16 protein-coding genes are annotated in these 17,789 nt (G+C 55.1%); 12 read left to right on the top strand and 4 right to left on the bottom strand.

Annotation, left to right across the window (positions count from 1 at the left end; genetic code table 11):
* Positions 1–19 precede the first annotated feature (19 nt).
* A complete protein-coding gene (locus tag NB640_RS11600) occupies positions 20–1,492 on the bottom strand; it encodes a hypothetical protein (protein WP_269308852.1) in 1,473 nt (490 codons plus the stop codon).
* Between the two features lie 269 nt (positions 1,493–1,761).
* On the opposite strand from NB640_RS11600, the gene NB640_RS11595 reads away from it, so the two are divergent.
* A complete protein-coding gene (locus tag NB640_RS11595; protein WP_269308851.1) occupies positions 1,762–3,117 on the top strand; it encodes an alanine/glycine:cation symporter family protein in 1,356 nt (451 codons plus the stop codon).
* Positions 3,118–3,249: 132 nt separating this feature from the next.
* Here the strand turns inward: NB640_RS11595 and NB640_RS11590 are convergent, their stop codons facing one another.
* Positions 3,250–4,017 carry an MFS transporter gene (locus NB640_RS11590; protein WP_269308850.1) on the bottom strand — a complete coding sequence of 256 codons (768 nt, stop codon included), beginning with the start codon at positions 4,015–4,017 and terminating at the stop codon, positions 3,250–3,252.
* A 215-nt stretch (positions 4,018–4,232) separates the two neighbouring features.
* On the opposite strand from NB640_RS11590, the gene NB640_RS11585 reads away from it, so the two are divergent.
* From NB640_RS11585 to NB640_RS11545, 9 genes are all read left to right on the top strand, one after another.
* Positions 4,233–5,105, top strand: coding sequence for a hypothetical protein (locus NB640_RS11585; protein ID WP_269308849.1), 873 nt, complete (start codon positions 4,233–4,235; stop codon positions 5,103–5,105).
* Between the two features lie 228 nt (positions 5,106–5,333).
* A complete protein-coding gene (locus NB640_RS11580; RefSeq protein ID WP_269308848.1) occupies positions 5,334–6,860 on the top strand; it encodes a hypothetical protein in 1,527 nt (508 codons plus the stop codon).
* A 112-nt stretch (positions 6,861–6,972) separates the two neighbouring features.
* Positions 6,973–7,848 carry a tetratricopeptide repeat protein gene (locus NB640_RS11575; protein WP_269308847.1) on the top strand — a complete coding sequence of 292 codons (876 nt, stop codon included), beginning with the start codon at positions 6,973–6,975 and terminating at the stop codon, positions 7,846–7,848.
* 108 nt (positions 7,849–7,956) lie between these two features.
* Complete coding sequence (locus NB640_RS11570) at positions 7,957–8,832, top strand: tetratricopeptide repeat protein (RefSeq protein WP_269308846.1); 876 nt, start codon at positions 7,957–7,959, stop codon at positions 8,830–8,832.
* Positions 8,833–9,024: 192 nt separating this feature from the next.
* The gene (locus NB640_RS11565; RefSeq protein WP_269308845.1) at positions 9,025–10,374 is read left to right on the top strand and encodes a hypothetical protein; all 1,350 of its coding nucleotides are present in this window, start codon (positions 9,025–9,027) and stop codon (positions 10,372–10,374) included.
* A gap of 241 nt (positions 10,375–10,615) precedes the next feature.
* Positions 10,616–11,719, top strand: a complete 1,104-nt coding sequence (potA, locus tag NB640_RS11560; RefSeq protein WP_269308844.1) for a spermidine/putrescine ABC transporter ATP-binding protein PotA — start codon at positions 10,616–10,618, stop codon at positions 11,717–11,719.
* On the top strand, positions 11,719–12,642 hold the full coding sequence (locus tag NB640_RS11555) for an ABC transporter permease (RefSeq protein ID WP_269308843.1): 924 nt from the start codon (positions 11,719–11,721) through the stop codon (positions 12,640–12,642). The genes potA and NB640_RS11555 overlap by 1 nt, the downstream gene beginning before the upstream one ends.
* A 12-nt stretch (positions 12,643–12,654) precedes the next feature.
* Complete coding sequence (potC, locus tag NB640_RS11550; RefSeq protein ID WP_269308842.1) at positions 12,655–13,428, top strand: spermidine/putrescine ABC transporter permease PotC; 774 nt, start codon at positions 12,655–12,657, stop codon at positions 13,426–13,428.
* Positions 13,428–14,507 (top strand): ABC transporter substrate-binding protein, encoded by a 1,080-nt coding sequence (locus tag NB640_RS11545; protein ID WP_269308841.1) that lies wholly within the window; start codon positions 13,428–13,430, stop codon positions 14,505–14,507. Before potC ends, NB640_RS11545 begins: the two co-directional genes overlap by 1 nt.
* A 61-nt stretch (positions 14,508–14,568) precedes the next feature.
* On the opposite strand, the gene NB640_RS11540 is transcribed toward NB640_RS11545, so the two are convergent.
* Together NB640_RS11540 and NB640_RS11535 are read right to left on the bottom strand one after the other, a co-directional pair.
* On the bottom strand, positions 14,569–15,069 hold the full coding sequence (locus NB640_RS11540; protein ID WP_269308840.1) for a hypothetical protein: 501 nt from the start codon (positions 15,067–15,069) through the stop codon (positions 14,569–14,571).
* Between the two features lie 100 nt (positions 15,070–15,169).
* Positions 15,170–15,454: a hypothetical protein gene (locus NB640_RS11535; RefSeq protein ID WP_269310468.1), complete on the bottom strand. Its 285-nt coding sequence runs from the start codon at positions 15,452–15,454 to the stop codon at positions 15,170–15,172.
* Between NB640_RS11535 and NB640_RS11530 the strand changes: the two genes are divergently transcribed.
* Positions 15,350–16,897 carry a TerC family protein gene (locus NB640_RS11530; RefSeq protein ID WP_269310457.1) on the top strand — a complete coding sequence of 516 codons (1,548 nt, stop codon included), beginning with the start codon at positions 15,350–15,352 and terminating at the stop codon, positions 16,895–16,897. The two genes, NB640_RS11535 and NB640_RS11530, sit on opposite strands and share 105 nt — an antisense overlap.
* A gap of 228 nt (positions 16,898–17,125) precedes the next feature.
* Positions 17,126–17,704 carry an AAA family ATPase gene (locus tag NB640_RS11525; protein WP_269308839.1) on the top strand — a complete coding sequence of 193 codons (579 nt, stop codon included), beginning with the start codon at positions 17,126–17,128 and terminating at the stop codon, positions 17,702–17,704.
* The last annotated feature ends 85 nt before the right edge of the window (positions 17,705–17,789 follow it).

Raw genomic sequence — 17,789 nt, 5'->3', positions numbered from 1 at the left:
GCCTTGTTTCGCAAGGCCTTCAGAAGTAATGCATGTGCCATTCGTTGTATCGAATGAGGTTGTCCATGATGTCGAGCCCTTTTTGAAGGACGTCGTCACCGTAGGTTTCCCTGATGTCTTCTGCCCATTGTGCTGCGGCGTTGAGTTCCATGTTCTGGGCCAGACGCACGCCGCTGCTTTCTCCGGCATGGCCTGTAGCCCTGCCTATCCGTTTCTTGGCCCACCCCACGCCCAGCGGAATGGTGGCTTCTTTAAGCGCATGTAAGAGAGCAATATGCTGGCGCACGTCCATGGCCGTTGAGCGCAGGTCCCTGCCCGAGCGAAGTTTTTTTTGGCACCAGGAGCCGAATATCGGGTTTTTGACAGGATCACAGATGTCTTCATCGCGCCAATGCCTGAAGGCCAGCATCTTCTCATGATAGGTTTTGAGCGCGGCATTGGAAGCGTCAAGTCCAAGAGACAGGCCATTTACCAACCTGCCGCCCCAGGTTTCAAGCGCTGCTTCGGGAGCCAGATAGGCGATCTCGCTTCCTTTTTTAGCTATTTCTCCAGATAAGGTGGCATTCCCGGCATTGTTTGATTGCGTATCCATTTCCATTAAACTTCGCAAGCCTTTTTCTCCCTCTTTTACTACATTGCTCCAAGGTGTAATCTGACGGGCATTCTGCTTATCTGCTTCAGCGATTTCCTCTGGGCTGAGATGTTCCACCGGAACATAATGGCCATTGTAAATATTGTATGAATTGATAGGTAAATCTCCCGCTTTGCTCGCTACCTTTGCACCGCCCAGAGCAAATCCTGTTGCGATGTGACTGCCAGCCCGAGTCGCTCTTGAAGCATCCAAGATATCTCTTGCCATGTTCATCCTGTCCTCCGGATCAGGCCCGAGAAAACGCAGCCCCTCGGCGTATCGTTCATTTTCCGGCCTTGTCACAGGCGGCTGTGTTGCCACGCTCACATCCGGGGATAAATTGCGCTTCACCACCGACCCACTGCCGGACGCCAACCCACCCGCCTTGTACGGCGCTGCTGTCCCAGATGCCTTTTGCTCTGCCCATTGGCTTACCCTGTGGTTTTTTCCGTAGTCATCAAGAAGCTTGCCTATCCCGCCGGTTGGGTCCCCTGTATCGGTATTGCCCGGTCCTGCGGCTTTGGCGGCGCGCTTCCATAGCGTAGCCCTGTCAGCCTGATCTGCTTCCCCGAATAGGGGTGACGATTGCTCCACAGGACTCTTTTTGGGTACCGTCACACCTGTGTCTTCTCCGAAGAGGAAATCCGGCTTTTGCCTTTCCTTGGCTGAAAAGAATGCCGCTGTTTCGGCTGCCACTTTGCCGGGTTCGGCTGCAATGTGCGCCGGGATTGTCAGGTTGTCCGACTCAGACAGGATACCCATATCCTTCATGGTCCTGTGTATTCGCCATTGACTGTCACCCCAATACTTCTCGGGGCCGGGCAAATCCCGTGGCCTGGATGTGTTGTCTTGTTCAAACATATTTTGTGTCCCTGTGCGTGCATAGGTTTACTGTGCTATCGATATCGGCAGCACAAAAAGACCATATTTGGCTTATTATACCACAAACCCAAAGAATTAGTCCGTTTATGGACTGCAATGAAGATAAAATAGCTGGTAGACCTGGCAAAAAATTATTCCGCCAGGATGAGGCTCGCATTTTCGTTCCGTTTTAGCCAGGCCAGCGCTCAAATCCCGCATTACTTGGTAAAATCGCCTTTTTTCGCCCGCGAAACCGACAGGCAAAACACATGGATCAACTGATCGCCCTGGTAAAAGACGTCAACGCCATCGTATGGGGACCGCCCATGCTGCTCCTGCTGGCCGGTGTCGGGCTGTATCTCGCCTTCGGGCTGAAGTTGGCTCCCCAGCGGCACCTGGTCTACGCCTTTTCGCTCATGTGGGCAGGCCGCAAGAAAAGCGGCGCCGCCGGAGACATCACCCCCTTCAATGCCCTCATGACCGCCATGGCCGCACATGTGGGCACAGGCAATATTGCAGGCGTTGCCACCGCCGTCTACTATGGCGGCCCCGGTGCGATATTCTGGATGTGGGTCATTGCCGTCATCGGCATGGGCACCATGTTTTGCGAAGCCACCCTGGCCGTGCATTACCGTGAAAAAGACGAGCTGGGCAACACCGTCGGCGGCCCCATGTACTACATCAAAAACGGCCTGGGAGAAAAATGGAAATGGCTGGCCGTCCTTTTCGCGGTCTTCGGCATGCTGGCAGCCGCCGGTATCGGCACCACCGTACAGTCCCACTCCATGTCGGATGCCCTCTTTGACACCTTCGGCATCAATCCGCTGATAACCGGCATCATCGCCGCCATCCTGTCCGGCGCCGTGCTGCTGGGCGGCATCAAGCGCATCGGCGACGTCACCGGCAAGCTGGTTCCCGTCATGGCAACCACTTACGTCCTCTCCGGCATCATCATCCTTGCCCTTAACATCACCGAAATCCCGGCCGCGCTTTCCCTGATTGTCGAATGCGCCTTCAGCCCGACCGCGGCTACCGGCGGCTTTGCCGGGGCCACCGTCTGGGCAGCCATCAAGTTCGGCTTTGCCCGCGGCGTCTTTTCCAATGAAGCCGGCATGGGCAGTTCCCCCATCGCACACGCCGTGGCCCAGACAGACAACGCCGTCTCACAGGGCACACTCGCCATGATCGGCGTTTTCATGGATACCCTCGTCATCTGCACCATGACAGGCCTTGTCATCATCGTCACCGGCGCCTGGAAAAGCGGCGCCAATGGCGCTGCCATGACAAACCTCGCCTTTTCCAGCGACCTGCCCGGATTCGGCAAATACATGGTGACACTCGGGATGGTGCTCTTTGCCTTTTCCACCCTCATCGGCTGGAGTTTTTACAGCGAAAAATGCACCCAGTACCTTTTCGGCGTCAAGGCTATCACCCCTTTCCGGGTTGCCTGGGTGCTGTTGATCCCCATCGGCACCCTGCCCCAGGTCGACCTGGGTTCGCTGTGGCTCGTGGCAGATATGCTCAATGCCCTGATGGCCATCCCCAATCTTATTGCGCTGGTGCTGCTTTCCCCTGTCATCTTCCGCCTGTCGCGGGACTATTGGGCCAGCCTAAGGAAACGCTGATTAAATGATTTTGGGAGATGAAGTGCAAGGCGCACCGCGCGCAGCAACCAGGATATATCTTAAGACAGGCGAAGGTTGCGAGCACCGCGTAACGCAGCAATTCGCTCACAAAGCCTTTTAAGCAACGTTTCCCTAACGGCTGGTGCGGGCAAAATACAGGACCACGTCGATAGCTGATACCGCACAGGCAGCGCCAATCGCAAAAACGGACGAATACCCCAGCATGGTGGCAACAACCCCGGTAACCGGCCCCGTAAAGGCATACGAAATATCCTGGAAAGCAGCATAGCCGCCGAGCGCCGTGCCCCGCACCTGCGGCGGGATACGCTTGACGATTTCCACCCCCAGCGCGGGAAAAATCAATGAGCAGCCCACACCGGTGAGCGTGGCCCCTGCCAGCGCCATCACGGGAGACGTCGCCGCCCACAGCACCAGCATGCCCGCCGTTTCAACCGCCAGCGAAACACAGGTGAGCCGGATGCCGCCCAGCCTGTCCGGCAATTGCCCGAAAAAAACGCGCATCAGCACATACGCCAGCCCGAAACATGTCAGGGCAAAGCCTGCATTGCCCCAGCCCTGGTCCTTGAAGTAAAGCGACACAAACGTGCCAATCAGCGCAAACCCCGTTCCCTGCAGCGCCAGCGCCACACACGGCAGCCAGATCAGGCCGATAATACGGGAAAGCCGCAGCTTTTCTCCTCCCAGTGGCTCCGTTTTGGGCACCCGGATATCCAGCAGAAAACTCAACAGCGGCAACAGCAGGGTGGCAATCCCGAGGGAAATAAAGCCAAACTCGCGGTACAGCGGCAGGCCGATCGTCATATACGTAAAAAAAGTCGCCGCTGTCAGCGAGGCAATCGTTACATCTTCTTTCGGTATCTGGATTTTTCCGGTTGACATATCCATCCAGGATCAGGGGCAGCAACACAGGCATTCAAAAAGGGAAGTGTAGGCCCAAAAAAAACATTACTGCATATCTGTCCCCCCGTTTTTGCCGCTTTTACGGGCAAAAAAAACTTGAACCCGGCCTCCCGGCATGGTGTAATGGAAGTGTTTGCCGGTACCGTCTGTCCGGCACCCGTATCATCGCGCTAATCTGACCCCTGAAAGCCCGCATGCGTTTTCTCCTCCGCTTTTCCCTGCTGCCGCTTTTCCTTGCCCTTCTGGCGCCTGCTTCCCATGCCCAGGTGGACCAGTTCGGGCGCGGGGTTCCGAACAATCTCTTCGGTGACTACCGGCCCGCCCACCAGCGCGCCAACCCCGGTGCCGAATGGGAGCGCACAAAGGCGCGCGAGCAGCGGCAGATCGACCGTGAATTCGAGCAAAACCGTAACCGCAACAGCCGCAGCTATGGCGGCAGGATAGACAACCGGGATTACAGCCGGGGCAGCCGCAGAAATGACGAGCGAATGCGCTACCACAGCGCCGACCCAAACCGTCACCGCCACAGCGGCCGGATAGACAGCAATACCTACGGCGCAACCACCGCCCCGGCCCCTTCCGCCAGGTCAACGCACCAGTGGGTCGGGCCTGATTATTCCACACGGCAGAAAAACGCCTGGCACACGCCTGCACAAGGCACCCCGCCTGCCCGGCAGGCAAAAAGCCTTTACACACCGGACCGGCAGGACAAAAAACCCGAAAAATACTACGGTACCCGTTCCGGCGAATCGCTTTACCCCTACACCACCAGACCCGTCAAGGGCAGCCTGGCCGACAATACCGCCAACAACAAAACCAGCGAGACCTCCCGCAAGGCAGCCCGGGCACTCTATGAAGCGGCTAGCCCGCATGATCCCTCCTATGGCAGCAACAAGGCCTGGGGTACCTCACGCGAGACACGCGTGGATACCCGCCGCTTTTACCAGGACGAAATATCAAAATACCGCAGAGAACACAAGCCGCCTGCTTACTGCAAGGACGGGAACGTATCCGGGAAAGGCACCGGCGCCTGCTCGGGACACGGCGGCCTCTTGAAACCGAGCTAGCGAAAAAACGGGCACATGCAGCAAACCATTCGCTGCATCGTCCGCACCCCTTTTCCCCAAACCCACAGCCCATCAGCCTTTCCCGATGATGTGACAAAGTTTCGGTCAAATAGCCTGAGCCCCCTTGACAGTAGCGTATAACGGTAGAGAGCACAGTGTCCACTGTGTCCTTTACATTCTGTCACCCCGTCATACAGGAGGCACAGACAAGCTTATACGGAAACCTTCATGAAAAACCTATTTGATAACAATAATCCCTTGCCGGACAGGAATACCAATTTCAGGACAGTCCATGTTGACCGCGGCTTTACGGAAAACAACGGCATCAGTCCATCGGACAGCACATCATTAGCGGCGGCGGGTACAGCGCCTTATGCTTTTTCGCCAGCCAGTATCACCCGTACGGATGACAGCAGCACAGCATCACCGCATGGCCTGGAAGATGAACGGGTCAGACGCGAAAACCAGAATGCCTTTTTCGGCATTCCCCGAAAACGGGATATCCTTTCCGGTAACGCAGCCAGTCCAACTGACTCACCCGATCTTTACGGCAACACCATGCAGGAAATACAGGATCGGGCCGATCCCGCAAAACTGAAATGGAACTGGAGCGGAAAAACCGATGAGGCATTCCGTTACCGTTCGGATGAACCGGCCCGTAATGCCGCCCTGAAAGCATTTCAGCGTATGGGGCAATTGAGTCCTGCCGAAACAGCAGCCGCCGAACAATCCCAAAAAACCATCAACACGGCAAACCAGGAGAAAAACCGGAACCATGCCGGTGACAGCCTTTCCTTCCGCGCTGCCGGAGCCGATGCACAACAGCGGCAAACAGGAAATGCCCCGATCATCAGGAAAGAGCAGATGATTCACGACCTGCGAAACCAGGCCGACAGCGCAGATAACGCCCGTCATGGGGCAACCGGCATATCGCGCTACCAGGACAACTACCAGGCAGCCTACCTGAACACGCAACCAGACGATGTCACCAGGCAAGCAGCCGATATCTACGAGACGCCCGCCAGCAGTATCGGGAACCAGTTTGCCACCAATATGTATGGCGGCGTTTTCGACGTACCTCCCGTCCAGTGGGCAGATCTCATTCCACATTCCATCAACAGGATATCGCGGGCGTCAGGAAACGGCAATTTGGTAGAAACCTTTTCGGGGTTGCAGGAAAAGGTATATCGAAGTGGAAAGGATGCTATGAACGGGGATTCTGCATTGACTGCCCCGGATGGCACAAGCACCGCTACAGGCAAGGCCGTGGAGATCGGCAATGCAGTGGCTCGCCTGATTCCCGCAGTAGCCTTTGCCACCCTGACAGGGCAATATGGGATCAATCCCCGATTGATCGGATCAGCATTTATCGCTGGGGAAATAAGCGACGCTTACCATACGACAGAGGCAAATGCACTGGAAAGGTATGACCGCATGTCTTTCGATTCGCTGATGCAGGACCCTCATTTCAGGCGGCATTACCTTCAGTACAGACAATACAAGCCTGAATTAGTGGCACTTGGCGAAGCCAAAAAAGAGGCGGCATCCGTTCGGGGTGCGGATGAGGCAGCCGAAAAGTTTCTCATCCATCTGGCAACGCTGCGGCTGGACAAACTCGTCCCCGAAGAAGGCACCTCTGCCGCCCTGGATTTTGCCAGAAACATGGCAAAGGATGGCCTGAAAACAGCACTGGGAGAAGCATTACGCATGTACCTAAAAAACGGGCCTGCCATTAACGACGGTCACGGCTGGTAAAAGTGCAAGAAGGCCGGACAACCCGGTCTTCTTTCTTTTGCATCGGCACAAAAATATGGCAAGATAGGCTTGCATCGCCTTTCCAACTAACCGAATCACCAGGAGCCCTGGCATGACATTGTCCTACCATCAACGCCTGACCGGCAACTTCCACAAAACATCCGCCCTGCTCCTGGTCCTGGCATTATGGCTTGTTTCGACCACAGTCATGGCAGACACCTTTTCCGAAGGAGCAAAATATTTTCAACAGGGCGATTATGCCAGGGCGCATGTTTATTTCCAAAAAGCCGCTGAAGAAGGTCATGTCAAAGGCTACGTCGGCCTGGCGACCCTGTATGAAAAGGGATTCGGCGTCAAGAAGGATCTGGCAAAGGCGGCCTACTGGCAGGAAAAAGCAGCGGAAAACGGCGATGTACTGGCGCAGTACAATACCGGTGTAATCTATGATGATGGCATCGGCGTGAGGCAGGATTATGCCAAAGCCGCGTACTGGTACCAAAAAGCTGCCGACAGCAGCGAGTCAAGTGCCTTGAACAACCTCGGCAACCTGTATCGTCACGGCAACGGGGTAAAACAGGATTATACCAAGGCGCTTACACTATACAAGAAAGCGGCTGAACTGGAAAACCGCACTGCCATGTTCAATATTGCTGTTTTCCATGACCTGGGCCTGGGAGTGAAGCAAGACCTTACCAAGGCTATCCAATGGTACAAAAAAGCAGCCGACAAGGGATATGCCGACGCCCAATTCAATCTCGGCGTTTCCTACTGGCAAGGCAAAGGCGTAGCTGTGGATTATGTCAAGGCGGTTGAATACTACCGCAAGGCGGCAGAACAAGGCATGTCGCGAGCCCAACTGCTTCTGGGAGAGGCATACGAACTCGGCATCGGCATCGGGGCTGATCGCGAAAAAGCGCTCTACTGGTACACCAAAGCCGCCGAACAGGGAGATATCGATGCGCAGGGAAAACTGAAAGAATTGCAATGACCTGCTGGTCACAGACCCTATAAAAACAATACAAAGCATCGACCGGAAAGTATGGCAAGATAGGCTCATATAACCCTGTCCATCAACCGCATCACCAGGAGCCTTGGCATGACATTGTCCTACCATCAACGCCTGACCGGCAACTTCCACAAAACATCCGCCCTGCTCCTGATCCTGGCATTATGGCTTGTTTCGACCACAGTCATGGCAGACACCTTTTCCGAAGGAGCAAAATATTTTCAACAGGGCGATTATGCCAGGGCGCATGTTTATTTCAAAAAAGCCGCTGAAGAAGGTCATGTCAAAGGCTACGTCGGCCTGGCGACCCTGTATGAAAAGGGACTCGGCGTCAAGAAGGATCTGGCAAAGGCGGCCTACTGGCAGGAAAAAGCAGCGGAAAACGGCGATGTGCTGGCACAGTACAATACCGGTGTAATCTATGCTGAAAGCATAGGGGTAAAGCAAGATTATGCGAAAGCTGCCTTTTGGTACCAGAAGGCAGCTGAGCAAAATGATTTTGGTGCACTGAACAACCTCGGCAACCTGTACCGGGATGGCAACGGCGTAATACAGGATCATGCCAAGGCGCTTGCACTATACAAGAAAGCAGCCGAACTTGGCGCCGCTGAAGCCATGTTTAATATCGGCACTTCTTACCGCCGTGGCCTTGGTGTAAAGCGCGATGACATTATTGCTACCCAATGGTACAAAAAAGCAGCCGACAAGGGATATGTCGACGCCCAGTTCAATCTCGGCGTTTCCTACTGGCAAGGCAAAGGCGTAGCGGTAGATTATGTCAAGGCGATTGAATACTACCGCAAGGCAGCCGAACAAGGCATGGCACGCGCTCAACTGCTCCTGGCAGAGGCCTACGAACTCGGCATCGGCATCAGAGCCGATCGTGACAAAGCCCTCTACTGGTACACCAAATCCGCCGAACAGGGTAACAAGGATGCCCAAGGAAAACTGAAAACACTGCAATAACCTGCCACTCCTGTTTTACGCTGCCGGTTCCCCTCTGTCTTCCCGCGCCGGAGCACACCCGACCCCACCGCCCCCTCAAAATTGATAAAAGGCAGCAAACCCGGCCTTATATCCCCCTTTTGCCCTGCGCCATGATATGGTATTGTAATGTTGCTTTCATGAAATATTTTTCCACTCCATCCGGGAACACCCATGCCAGCCGAACCCAGTGAGACACTGGAAGATATTGTGACCGAACCGTTTATCTGCACCATTTATGGCGCAGATACCGAGTTTGGCCTGTATGATCAGGTATGGGACGATGGCTCCTACATCTTCTACGGTTACCAGACAAAAAACGACCCGCGGATAACCATCGCCGGACAGACCATCTCGCTGCAGGCCGAGATCATCCCCGAAGGAGCGCCCGAGCGGACCAACCCCTTTTTACTTTCCCGGAAAAAAGACCAGAACACCGTCACCTGGTACGAAAATGCCCTCGGCACCCTGTCTGCCGCCTTTGTGTTCCTGCGCGAATTTGAGGAAAAGCGGGGTTTCCTGCTGGACGGCACCTTGAACAGCAAAACCGAAAAATACTACAACCACGAAGACCTCATCAGCCAATTGGATTCCTTTTCCGCTGTCCTGAGAGACAACACGCTCCCCTTTTCCCGGAAAGTCGAGCTGCTGGCCCCGGTGTTGACATCCATCCGGCGCATCCTGCAAATCAACCGCATCCCGGATGAACTCAAATACGAGGAATCCGTCTTTTACCTCAATGTGTTAAAGCTCCAGGAACACGTCCAGTGGCTGATCGAAGAAACCGACAAGACCAACGAAGATATCATCCCCGACTTCAGGCTGATTGCCGAACACCTGGCTGACGTCCTGACAGAAATCAAGGATGATCATGAAAATGTCGCCCGCGGCAGGGAGCCCGTCCCGACCAGTGAGGAAAAATCCGCGCTTCTCGAAATAATGGAAGAAGCGGCCCGGATCATCGACATGAAAAAAGGCAGCAAACAGGCCATGCAGCATATCGGGCGCAAACTTGAGCTTTGCCAGAAAATCTGGTCTTCCCCGACTGTCGACTGGCAAACCCGGCTGGACTATGCCACCCGTGCGATTGATTTCATCTCTGATGCCATCAACGAGATGGAGGCTGCAGCCATCGACAGCAAAAAACGCCATGCAAAAATCCCTGCCCTTTCCCGCTATGCGGAAGAAATCAATACCTGCCTGGCCGAATTCGACAAAACCGGCTATGCCGCCATCACAGGCCCGGTTGCCGAGCGTTTCCTTTCCAGCATCAACGAAACACGAAAAGCTATCGACAACCCGCCCCTGACAAAAGAAGCACTGGGAGCCGCACTCAAAATCAATTCCCTCCTCGTTTCCGTAACAGAAAAAGACGATGAACTTTCCACCTCGCTCCACCTGTACCTGGCCGATAACGACTACACCTACGCCCTGCACTACCTGTATGTGCTCATTCTCAACGGCAAAATCCACGAAATGAAAATCATCGGGCAACAAACCCTTTTCACACCAAACGCGCCCTGATCCCCTGCACTCACCTTCCTGTAGCAAAAAACCGATCACTTCCTTTTGTTTTTTCTCGAAAAAACCAAACATTTTAGTGGTAGAATGCTCTCTCTTTTTAATGGCAATCGCCGTGCATTTATTTTCGTATAAGCGCTTCATGCGGGCGTTTACACGAAAATAAGTTTGACAAGAGTTTTTCAGGGGAAAAGTTTCCGGCTTTTCCCCTTTCATCTATTTTCTCAAGAGGGCAGGAATCGCGGTGGAAAACGCTCCCATCATCGAACTCCGTGGCGTTGCCAAATTTTATGGCGACACAGCCGCTTTGCATAATATCAACCTGGAAATCGCGAACGGCGAATTCCTCACCCTGCTCGGCCCTTCCGGCTGTGGCAAGACCACCATCTTACGCCTGATCTCCGGCCTGGAAAAACCCAGCCAGGGCGAACTACTGCTTAACGGCACCAATATTGCCGACACCCCGCCGGAAAAAAGGCAGGTCAACACGGTCTTCCAGAACTACTCCCTCTTTCCGCACATGAGCGTGTGGGACAACATCGCCTTTGGCCTGAAGATGAAACGTCTTCCCGCCGCCGAAATCGACAAGCAGGTAAAAGAAGTCCTGCGCCGCGTCCACATGGAGCCGCTGGCACGCCGCATGCCCAGCCAGCTTTCCGGCGGTCAGCAGCAGCGCGTGGCCATTGCCCGCGCCATTGTCAACAACCCACTGGTCCTCCTTCTGGACGAACCCTTTTCCGCGCTGGACTTAAAACTCCGGAAACAGCTCCAGATGGAAATCAAGATGCTCCAGCGCCAGCTTGGCATCACCTTCGTTTTCGTCACCCATGACCAGGAAGAAGCCTTTGCCATGTCAGACCGTGTCGTCGTCATGAACGACGGCGCCATCATGCAGGTCGGCACCTCCCAGGAAATCTACGAAGAGCCGCAAAACCTCTTTGTGGCCGGCTTTGTCGGCGACATCAATGTGCTTGAAGCCACCGTCAAGGCCGTGCGCGAGGATGGCACCTACCAGGCTGACGTCGAGGGCATCGAATTCCCCCTGCGCACCGAACGCGAACTCGAAGTCGGAGAAAACGTCAAGGTACTGCTGCGCCCTGAAGATCTGATCGTCTACCTCGAAAAAGAAAAAGCCTTAAATCCCCCGTTTTTCACCGGGAAAATCGAGCATACCGTCTACAAGGGCGCCACCGTTGACATCCTGCTCACTTTGGACAATGGCAAAGTCCTCCAGGCCGCCGAATACTTCAATGAAGACGACGAAGACATCACCTACCGCGAAGGCGACCGCGTTTCCGTCTCCTGGATCGAGGGCTGGGAAGTCGTACTGGACGAGGAAGGCGAATAATGGCCGTTGCAGAGTCCAAAAACCGCTCCTTTTTCCGGGGATTTTCCATCACCCTGACCTGGCTGTGGCTTGCGGTCTTTGCCCTGTTGCCCACGGTGGCTTTACTCCTGGTTTCTGTACTGGACACCACAGAGCTGCATGCCTCCATCCCCCTTTTGACACTGGACAACTACGCCGAGCTTTTTGACCCCGTTTTTGTTTCCATCCTGTGGGAAACCATCCGCCTGGCCGTACTTTCCACCGTCTTGTGCCTGATCATGGGTTACCCCTTCGCCTACCTCATTGCACGGGCAAAGCCGGTTTTGCGGCCCTGGCTTTTACTCCTGGTCATCATCCCCTTCTGGACCAATTCCCTCATCCGCACCTACGCCCTGATCCTCATCATCGGCGCCCAGGGCATGGTCAACAAGATCCTGCTTTTCTTCGGGATCATCGACATGCCGTTACAGATGATGTACACCGACTTTGCCGTCTTTATCGGCCTGTCCTATACCTTTTTGCCCTTCATGGTGCTGCCGCTGTACGCCTCCATCGAAAAGCTTGACGGCACCCTGATCGATGCCGCAAAAGACCTGGGAGCGAGCAACCTGCGCACCTTCTGGCACATTACCCTGCCGCTCACCCTGCCGGGCATCATTGGCGGGTGCATGCTCGTTTTCCTGCCCTCGCTGGGCTGCTTTTACGTCCCCGAAATCCTCGGCGGCTCCAAGAGCATGCTCCTTGGCACCTTCATCAAAAACCAGTTTTTGCTGACCGAAAACCTGCCGCTGGGCTCTGCCGCCAGTACCGTGCTCACCGTCTTGCTGCTGGCCATGGCTATCCTCTACCGTATCAGCAACCGGCGCATTGCCTCACAGGAAAACAAGACCCTGCTGCCCGTCAAGGCTGCCGGTTCTGATCCTCAACCGGCCCCACTGGTGTAAGGAGGCAACGCCATGCTCAGCCGATATCTCAAACGCCTTTACCTTGCTGGGGTCTACGCCTTTTTCTACGTGCCCCTCCTGATCGTTTTCGTCTACTCCTTCAATGCGAGCAAATACACCGTCAACTGGACCGGCTTTTCCTTTCGCTGGTACGAAGTGCTCTTTAACAACAGCGCCCTGCTGGATGCTGCCCTCAATTCGCTTTCGGTTGCCGTGTCAGCTGCCACCGTCGCAACCATCTTAGGCACCATCACGGCGCTGTGCGTGAAAAGATACCGCTTCCCGGGCCGACAGACCCTCTACGGGGCCGTGCTGCTGTTGACCGTATCACCCGATATCGTCATGGGCATCTCTCTTCTCATTCTCTTTCTCGCCATGAAAATGGAGCTCGGCTTTGTCACCCTGCTCATTGCCCATACCACCCTGTGCGCGCCCTTTGTCACCGTTACCGTCCTGTCGCGCCTGGCCGAATTTGACGAAAACCTCATCGACGCGGCAAGAGACCTCGGCGCCTCCGAAGCCGCCGCTTTCCGGCATGTACTTTTGCCCATGACAGCCCCGGCGATTGCCGCCGGCTGGCTCTTGAGCTTTACCCTGTCACTGGATGACATCCTTATCAGCACCTTTACCACCGGCCCGCATTTTGAAGTGCTGCCCGTAAAAATCTATTCCATGGTGAAGCTGGGCGTCAAGCCCGACGTCAACGCCCTGTCAGCCGTTATGTTCGTATTGACGCTCTTTTTTGTTATACTCGCGCAAATCATTTATCAATCAAGGAGAAAATAATGACAAAATCCGCTTTGTTTTCCCGTATCTTCCGCCGTCCCGTCCTGGGGCTGGCCTTTTTTCTCTTCCTGGCAACGCTCATCGGCTTCAAGGGCGCCCATGCAGCCAGTGGACAGGTCGTAGTCTACAACTGGTCCGAATACATCCCCCAGGAAGTGCTGGACAAATTCACCAGGGAAACCGGCATCAAAGTCGTCTATTCCACCTTTGAGTCCAACGAAGCCATGTATGCCAAGGTCAAAATGCTCCGCGGCAAATCCTACGACGTCGTTGTGCCTTCCGGCTACTTTGTTGACCAGATGCGCAGAAACAATCTCCTGCAAAAGATTGACCACAAAAAACTCACCAACCTCAACAACATCGACCCTTCCATCATGGACAGGGAGTTTGACCGCGAAAACCATTACAGCATCCCCTACATGTGGGGCGCTGTCGGCCTGGCCTACAACACCAAGTATGTGCCCAAAGGCTCGCTGACCCAGTGGGCACAGTTGCAGAAACCCGAGTACAAAGGCCACATCATCATGACAGACGATCTGCGTGACGCCTTTGGCCTGGCGCTTTTGGCCCAGGGCCGCTCGTCCAACACCAAAAATGCGGCAGATATCAAGGCTGGCTACGAATTTCTCGCCAAGCTCAAGCCCTCCATCCGTGTCTTTGATGTCACCGCCACCAAACAGGCGCTGATCACCGAAGAAGTCTGGCTCGGCCCGATCTGGAACGGCGACTACCTCGTTGCCAAGGAAGAAAAGCCCGAGCTCGAATTTGTGTTCCCGTCCGAAGGCGCCATCCTCTGGGTAGACAGCTTTGTCATCCCGGTCGGCGCGAAGAATGTGGACAATGCACACACCTTTATCAACTACATGCTGCGCCCCGAAGTTGCTGCCGCCTGCGTCAAGGAGTACAAGTACTCCACGCCAAACCTGGCCGCCATCAAGCTCTTGCCGGCTGACATGCGCAACGACCCGATCCTGGTGCCCGGCAAAAAAGAACTGCGCAACGCCGAATTCACCGTGGGTGTTGGCGATGCCCTGAAAATCTATGAAAAATACTGGGAACAGCTCAAAACGCTGAAGTAAGCATCCCCCCGGAACAAAAAAGGCTGTCACCACCCGTGACAGCCTTTTTCTTTTCACCCGCTTACGCGGCACTGACATCCGTTACCTCGATTTCCATTGTCTCTGCCAGCACCCAGCCATACAACCCAAAAGAAGAATCAATGACAAAATACTGCTGCCGGGCCTCGCGCAGCTTTTCCAGCAATTCCGCTTCGGACGCATACAGCAGCGGCCAGCCGTAGCGCTTCTTCTGCCCCAGCAGATCGCGGTTATCCTCGATAAAATCTTCAAGCGACGCCGCTTCAATATCAAAAATAATGCTGCCCTTATCCTCATTCTCAAACGCATGGGCACAGACGCTGCCAAACACGATAGCTGTGCGCTCATGCTGCGCGCCAGCATGGTACTCAGTATCAAAAACAATCCGCTCGTTTCCCAGATCGACCGTATACGACAAAATCCTGTTGCCATGAATCTGTGACATGCGGTTGCCCGCTCCTCGTAATATTATCCCTGCCAATCCATCCGGCCCCCAATTTTTCCACAAACCGGCCTGCTCTGCACCCGCCTTACCCCTAGCCATCCGTATCAATCCGTGCGGCAATGCCATTTCCCGTCCGCCCTCTGCGATTTTTCAAGCCATACCGCTTGCAGCCAGGCCAATTTGCGGTACACTTGAAACGTTACCAACGATACTTTTTTGCTATGGGACGCACGTTCCTCCTGGCAGATAACCATACATTACGCTTTACCTCCCCGCCCTGCATTCCTGCTGATGGCTTTCTGTGCGCCGTCGCCCCGCCCTCTTTTTCCCGCATGAAAGGGCACTGAGCATGGAATGGCTGATGGAACCGGCAACCTGGATAGGCCTTGTCACCCTCGTAGTCCTCGAAATCGTCCTGGGGATCGACAACCTGATCTTCATCGCCATCCTGGCGGACAAGCTTCCCGCGCGCGAACGCAACCATGCCCGCATCGTCGGGCTCACGCTGGCGCTCGTCATGCGCCTGCTCATGCTCACTGCGCTGTCGTGGATGGTCAAGCTCACCACCCCCTGGTTTACCATCTGGGACATCCCCTTTTCCGGGCGCGACATCATCCTGATCCTCGGCGGATTCTTCCTCCTGTACAAATCCACCACCGAACTGCACGAACGGGTGGACGGCAAAATCCACCTTCGCGCCAAAGAGCGCATCGTCCCGTCCTTTGCCGTGGTCGTTGCCCAGATCGTCGTGCTGGACGCCGTCTTTTCCATTGACTCCGTCATCACCGCCGTCGGCATGGTCGAGCACCTGCCCGTCATGATGATAGCCGTTATCATCGCCATGGGCGTCATGATGATGGCTTCGCGCCCGCTGACCAATTTCGTCAACGCCCACCAGACCGTGGTCGTACTCTGCCTTTCCTTTTTGCTCATGATCGGCCTTGCCCTCATCGCTGAAGGTGCTGGCCTGAAAATTCCGAAAGGCTACCTGTACGCCGCCATTGGCTTTTCCATCCTGATTGAATTCTTAAATCAGCTGGCACAGCACAACCTCACCAAAAACATGGAACAGGTACCCATGCGCGAGCGCACCGCCGAGGCCATCCTGCGGCTTTTGGGCAACAAGACAAAGGCTGAAAAAGAATTCGAGCCCGAATTTCCCGAAGAAACCATTGCGCTTTCCGCCTTTGCCGAAGAAGAACGCAACATGGTCTCAGGCGTTTTGACACTGGGCGAGCGCTCCATCCATTCCGTCATGACACCGCGCACCGAAGTCTCCTGGATCAATCTTGATGACGATCTGGACACCATCCAGGAAACACTGCGTACCATCCCCCACAGCGTCTTCCCCGTCTGCCGCGGCCAGCTCGACAACGTCATCGGAATTGCCAGGGCCCAGGACCTCATGGACGACATCCACTCCGGCCGCACGCTGGAAAACACCAAAAGCATCCGGGAGCCGCTTGTCATGCCCGAATCCGCAGGCGTCCTCAAAGCCATGAATATCCTGAAACAAACCCGCGGCCACCTTGCCATGGTGGCTGACGAATACGGCTCCATACAGGGTATCCTCACCCCCATTGACATCCTCGAAGCCATTGCGGGCGAATTTCCCGACGAAGACGAGCAGCCAAGCGCTGTCGAAGAAAAACCCGGCGTGTGGGTCATGGACGGCACCACCAACATCTACTACGTCGAGCAACTGCTCGAAACCGATGGCCTCGTTGACGAGGACGACGACTATGCCTCGCTGGCGGGTCTCCTGCTGGAGCGCTTCGGTACCGTGCCCCATGTCGGGCAGGTACTTGAGTATGCGGACTTTCGCTTTGAAGTGCTGGAGATGGGAGGACGCCGCATCGCCAAGGTGCTGGTGACGAAGATCGAACCGACGCCGGTAGCGGATGAGCGGCAGGGGAAGCTGCTGTAGCGCGTCTTTCTCCTTCGCTGGGGTTGTTCTCTACGATGAGATTGGCCCTCAAGATTGGTTTCATCAGGTGGGTCAACCACCCACCTGATGAATGGAAATCGAGGACTAATCTCCTCGCAGCAAATTACACTAGCGAAGGACAAAAACAAAAAAACGCACCATACTGTCGCATTACTCCCCCTTTTCCAGTTATCCTTAACGCTCCCCTTCCATATTGAAAGGCGTCCCATGAGCGATTTCCACGAAAACTTCTTTGTCATCACCGGTGCGCCGGGCGCGGGCAAAACCACCCTTTTGCGTTCCCTGGAAGATCACCACTTCATGATAATGGCAGAAGCCGGACGCTCCATCATCCAGGACCAGACCGCCATCGGCGGCAATGCCCTGCCCTGGGAGGACAAACGCGCCTATGCGGAACTCATGCTCAACTGGGACATGCGCTCCTACAAGGAAGCGCCCAACCACAGCCGCCCAGTCCTGTTTGACCGCGCGATCCCCGATATCATCGGTTACCTGGAGCTCAATGACATCCCGGTGCCGACACACCTCGCCAGGGCGGCAGAAAAATTCCGCTACAACCGGAAAGTCTTTATCGCCCCCTACTGGTCTGAAATCTACGGGCAGGATACCGAAAGAAAACAATCCCATGATGAAGCACTGGCCACCTACGATGCGATGGTCAGGGTATACGAGCGCCTGGGCTATGAATTGCTCACCCTCCCCAAAGCCAGCCTGGACAGGCGTATCCAGTTCATCACCGAACATCTGGACAGCCTGAGCCCGGAAAAACCATCTTACTATCCCTGAAGCGGCCCGAAATCCGGCTTGTTTTCTCGAACCACTTTTACATCGGCAATTTCCTCTTTGAGCCTGCCAACCGCCCGGAACTGCC

Source organism: Oxalobacter vibrioformis (assembly GCF_027118995.1).
Lineage (GTDB): Bacteria > Pseudomonadota > Gammaproteobacteria > Burkholderiales > Burkholderiaceae_D > Oxalobacter > Oxalobacter vibrioformis.
Note: the sequence above shows the minus strand (reverse complement) of the source record. Positions and strands in the feature narration are given on the sequence as shown.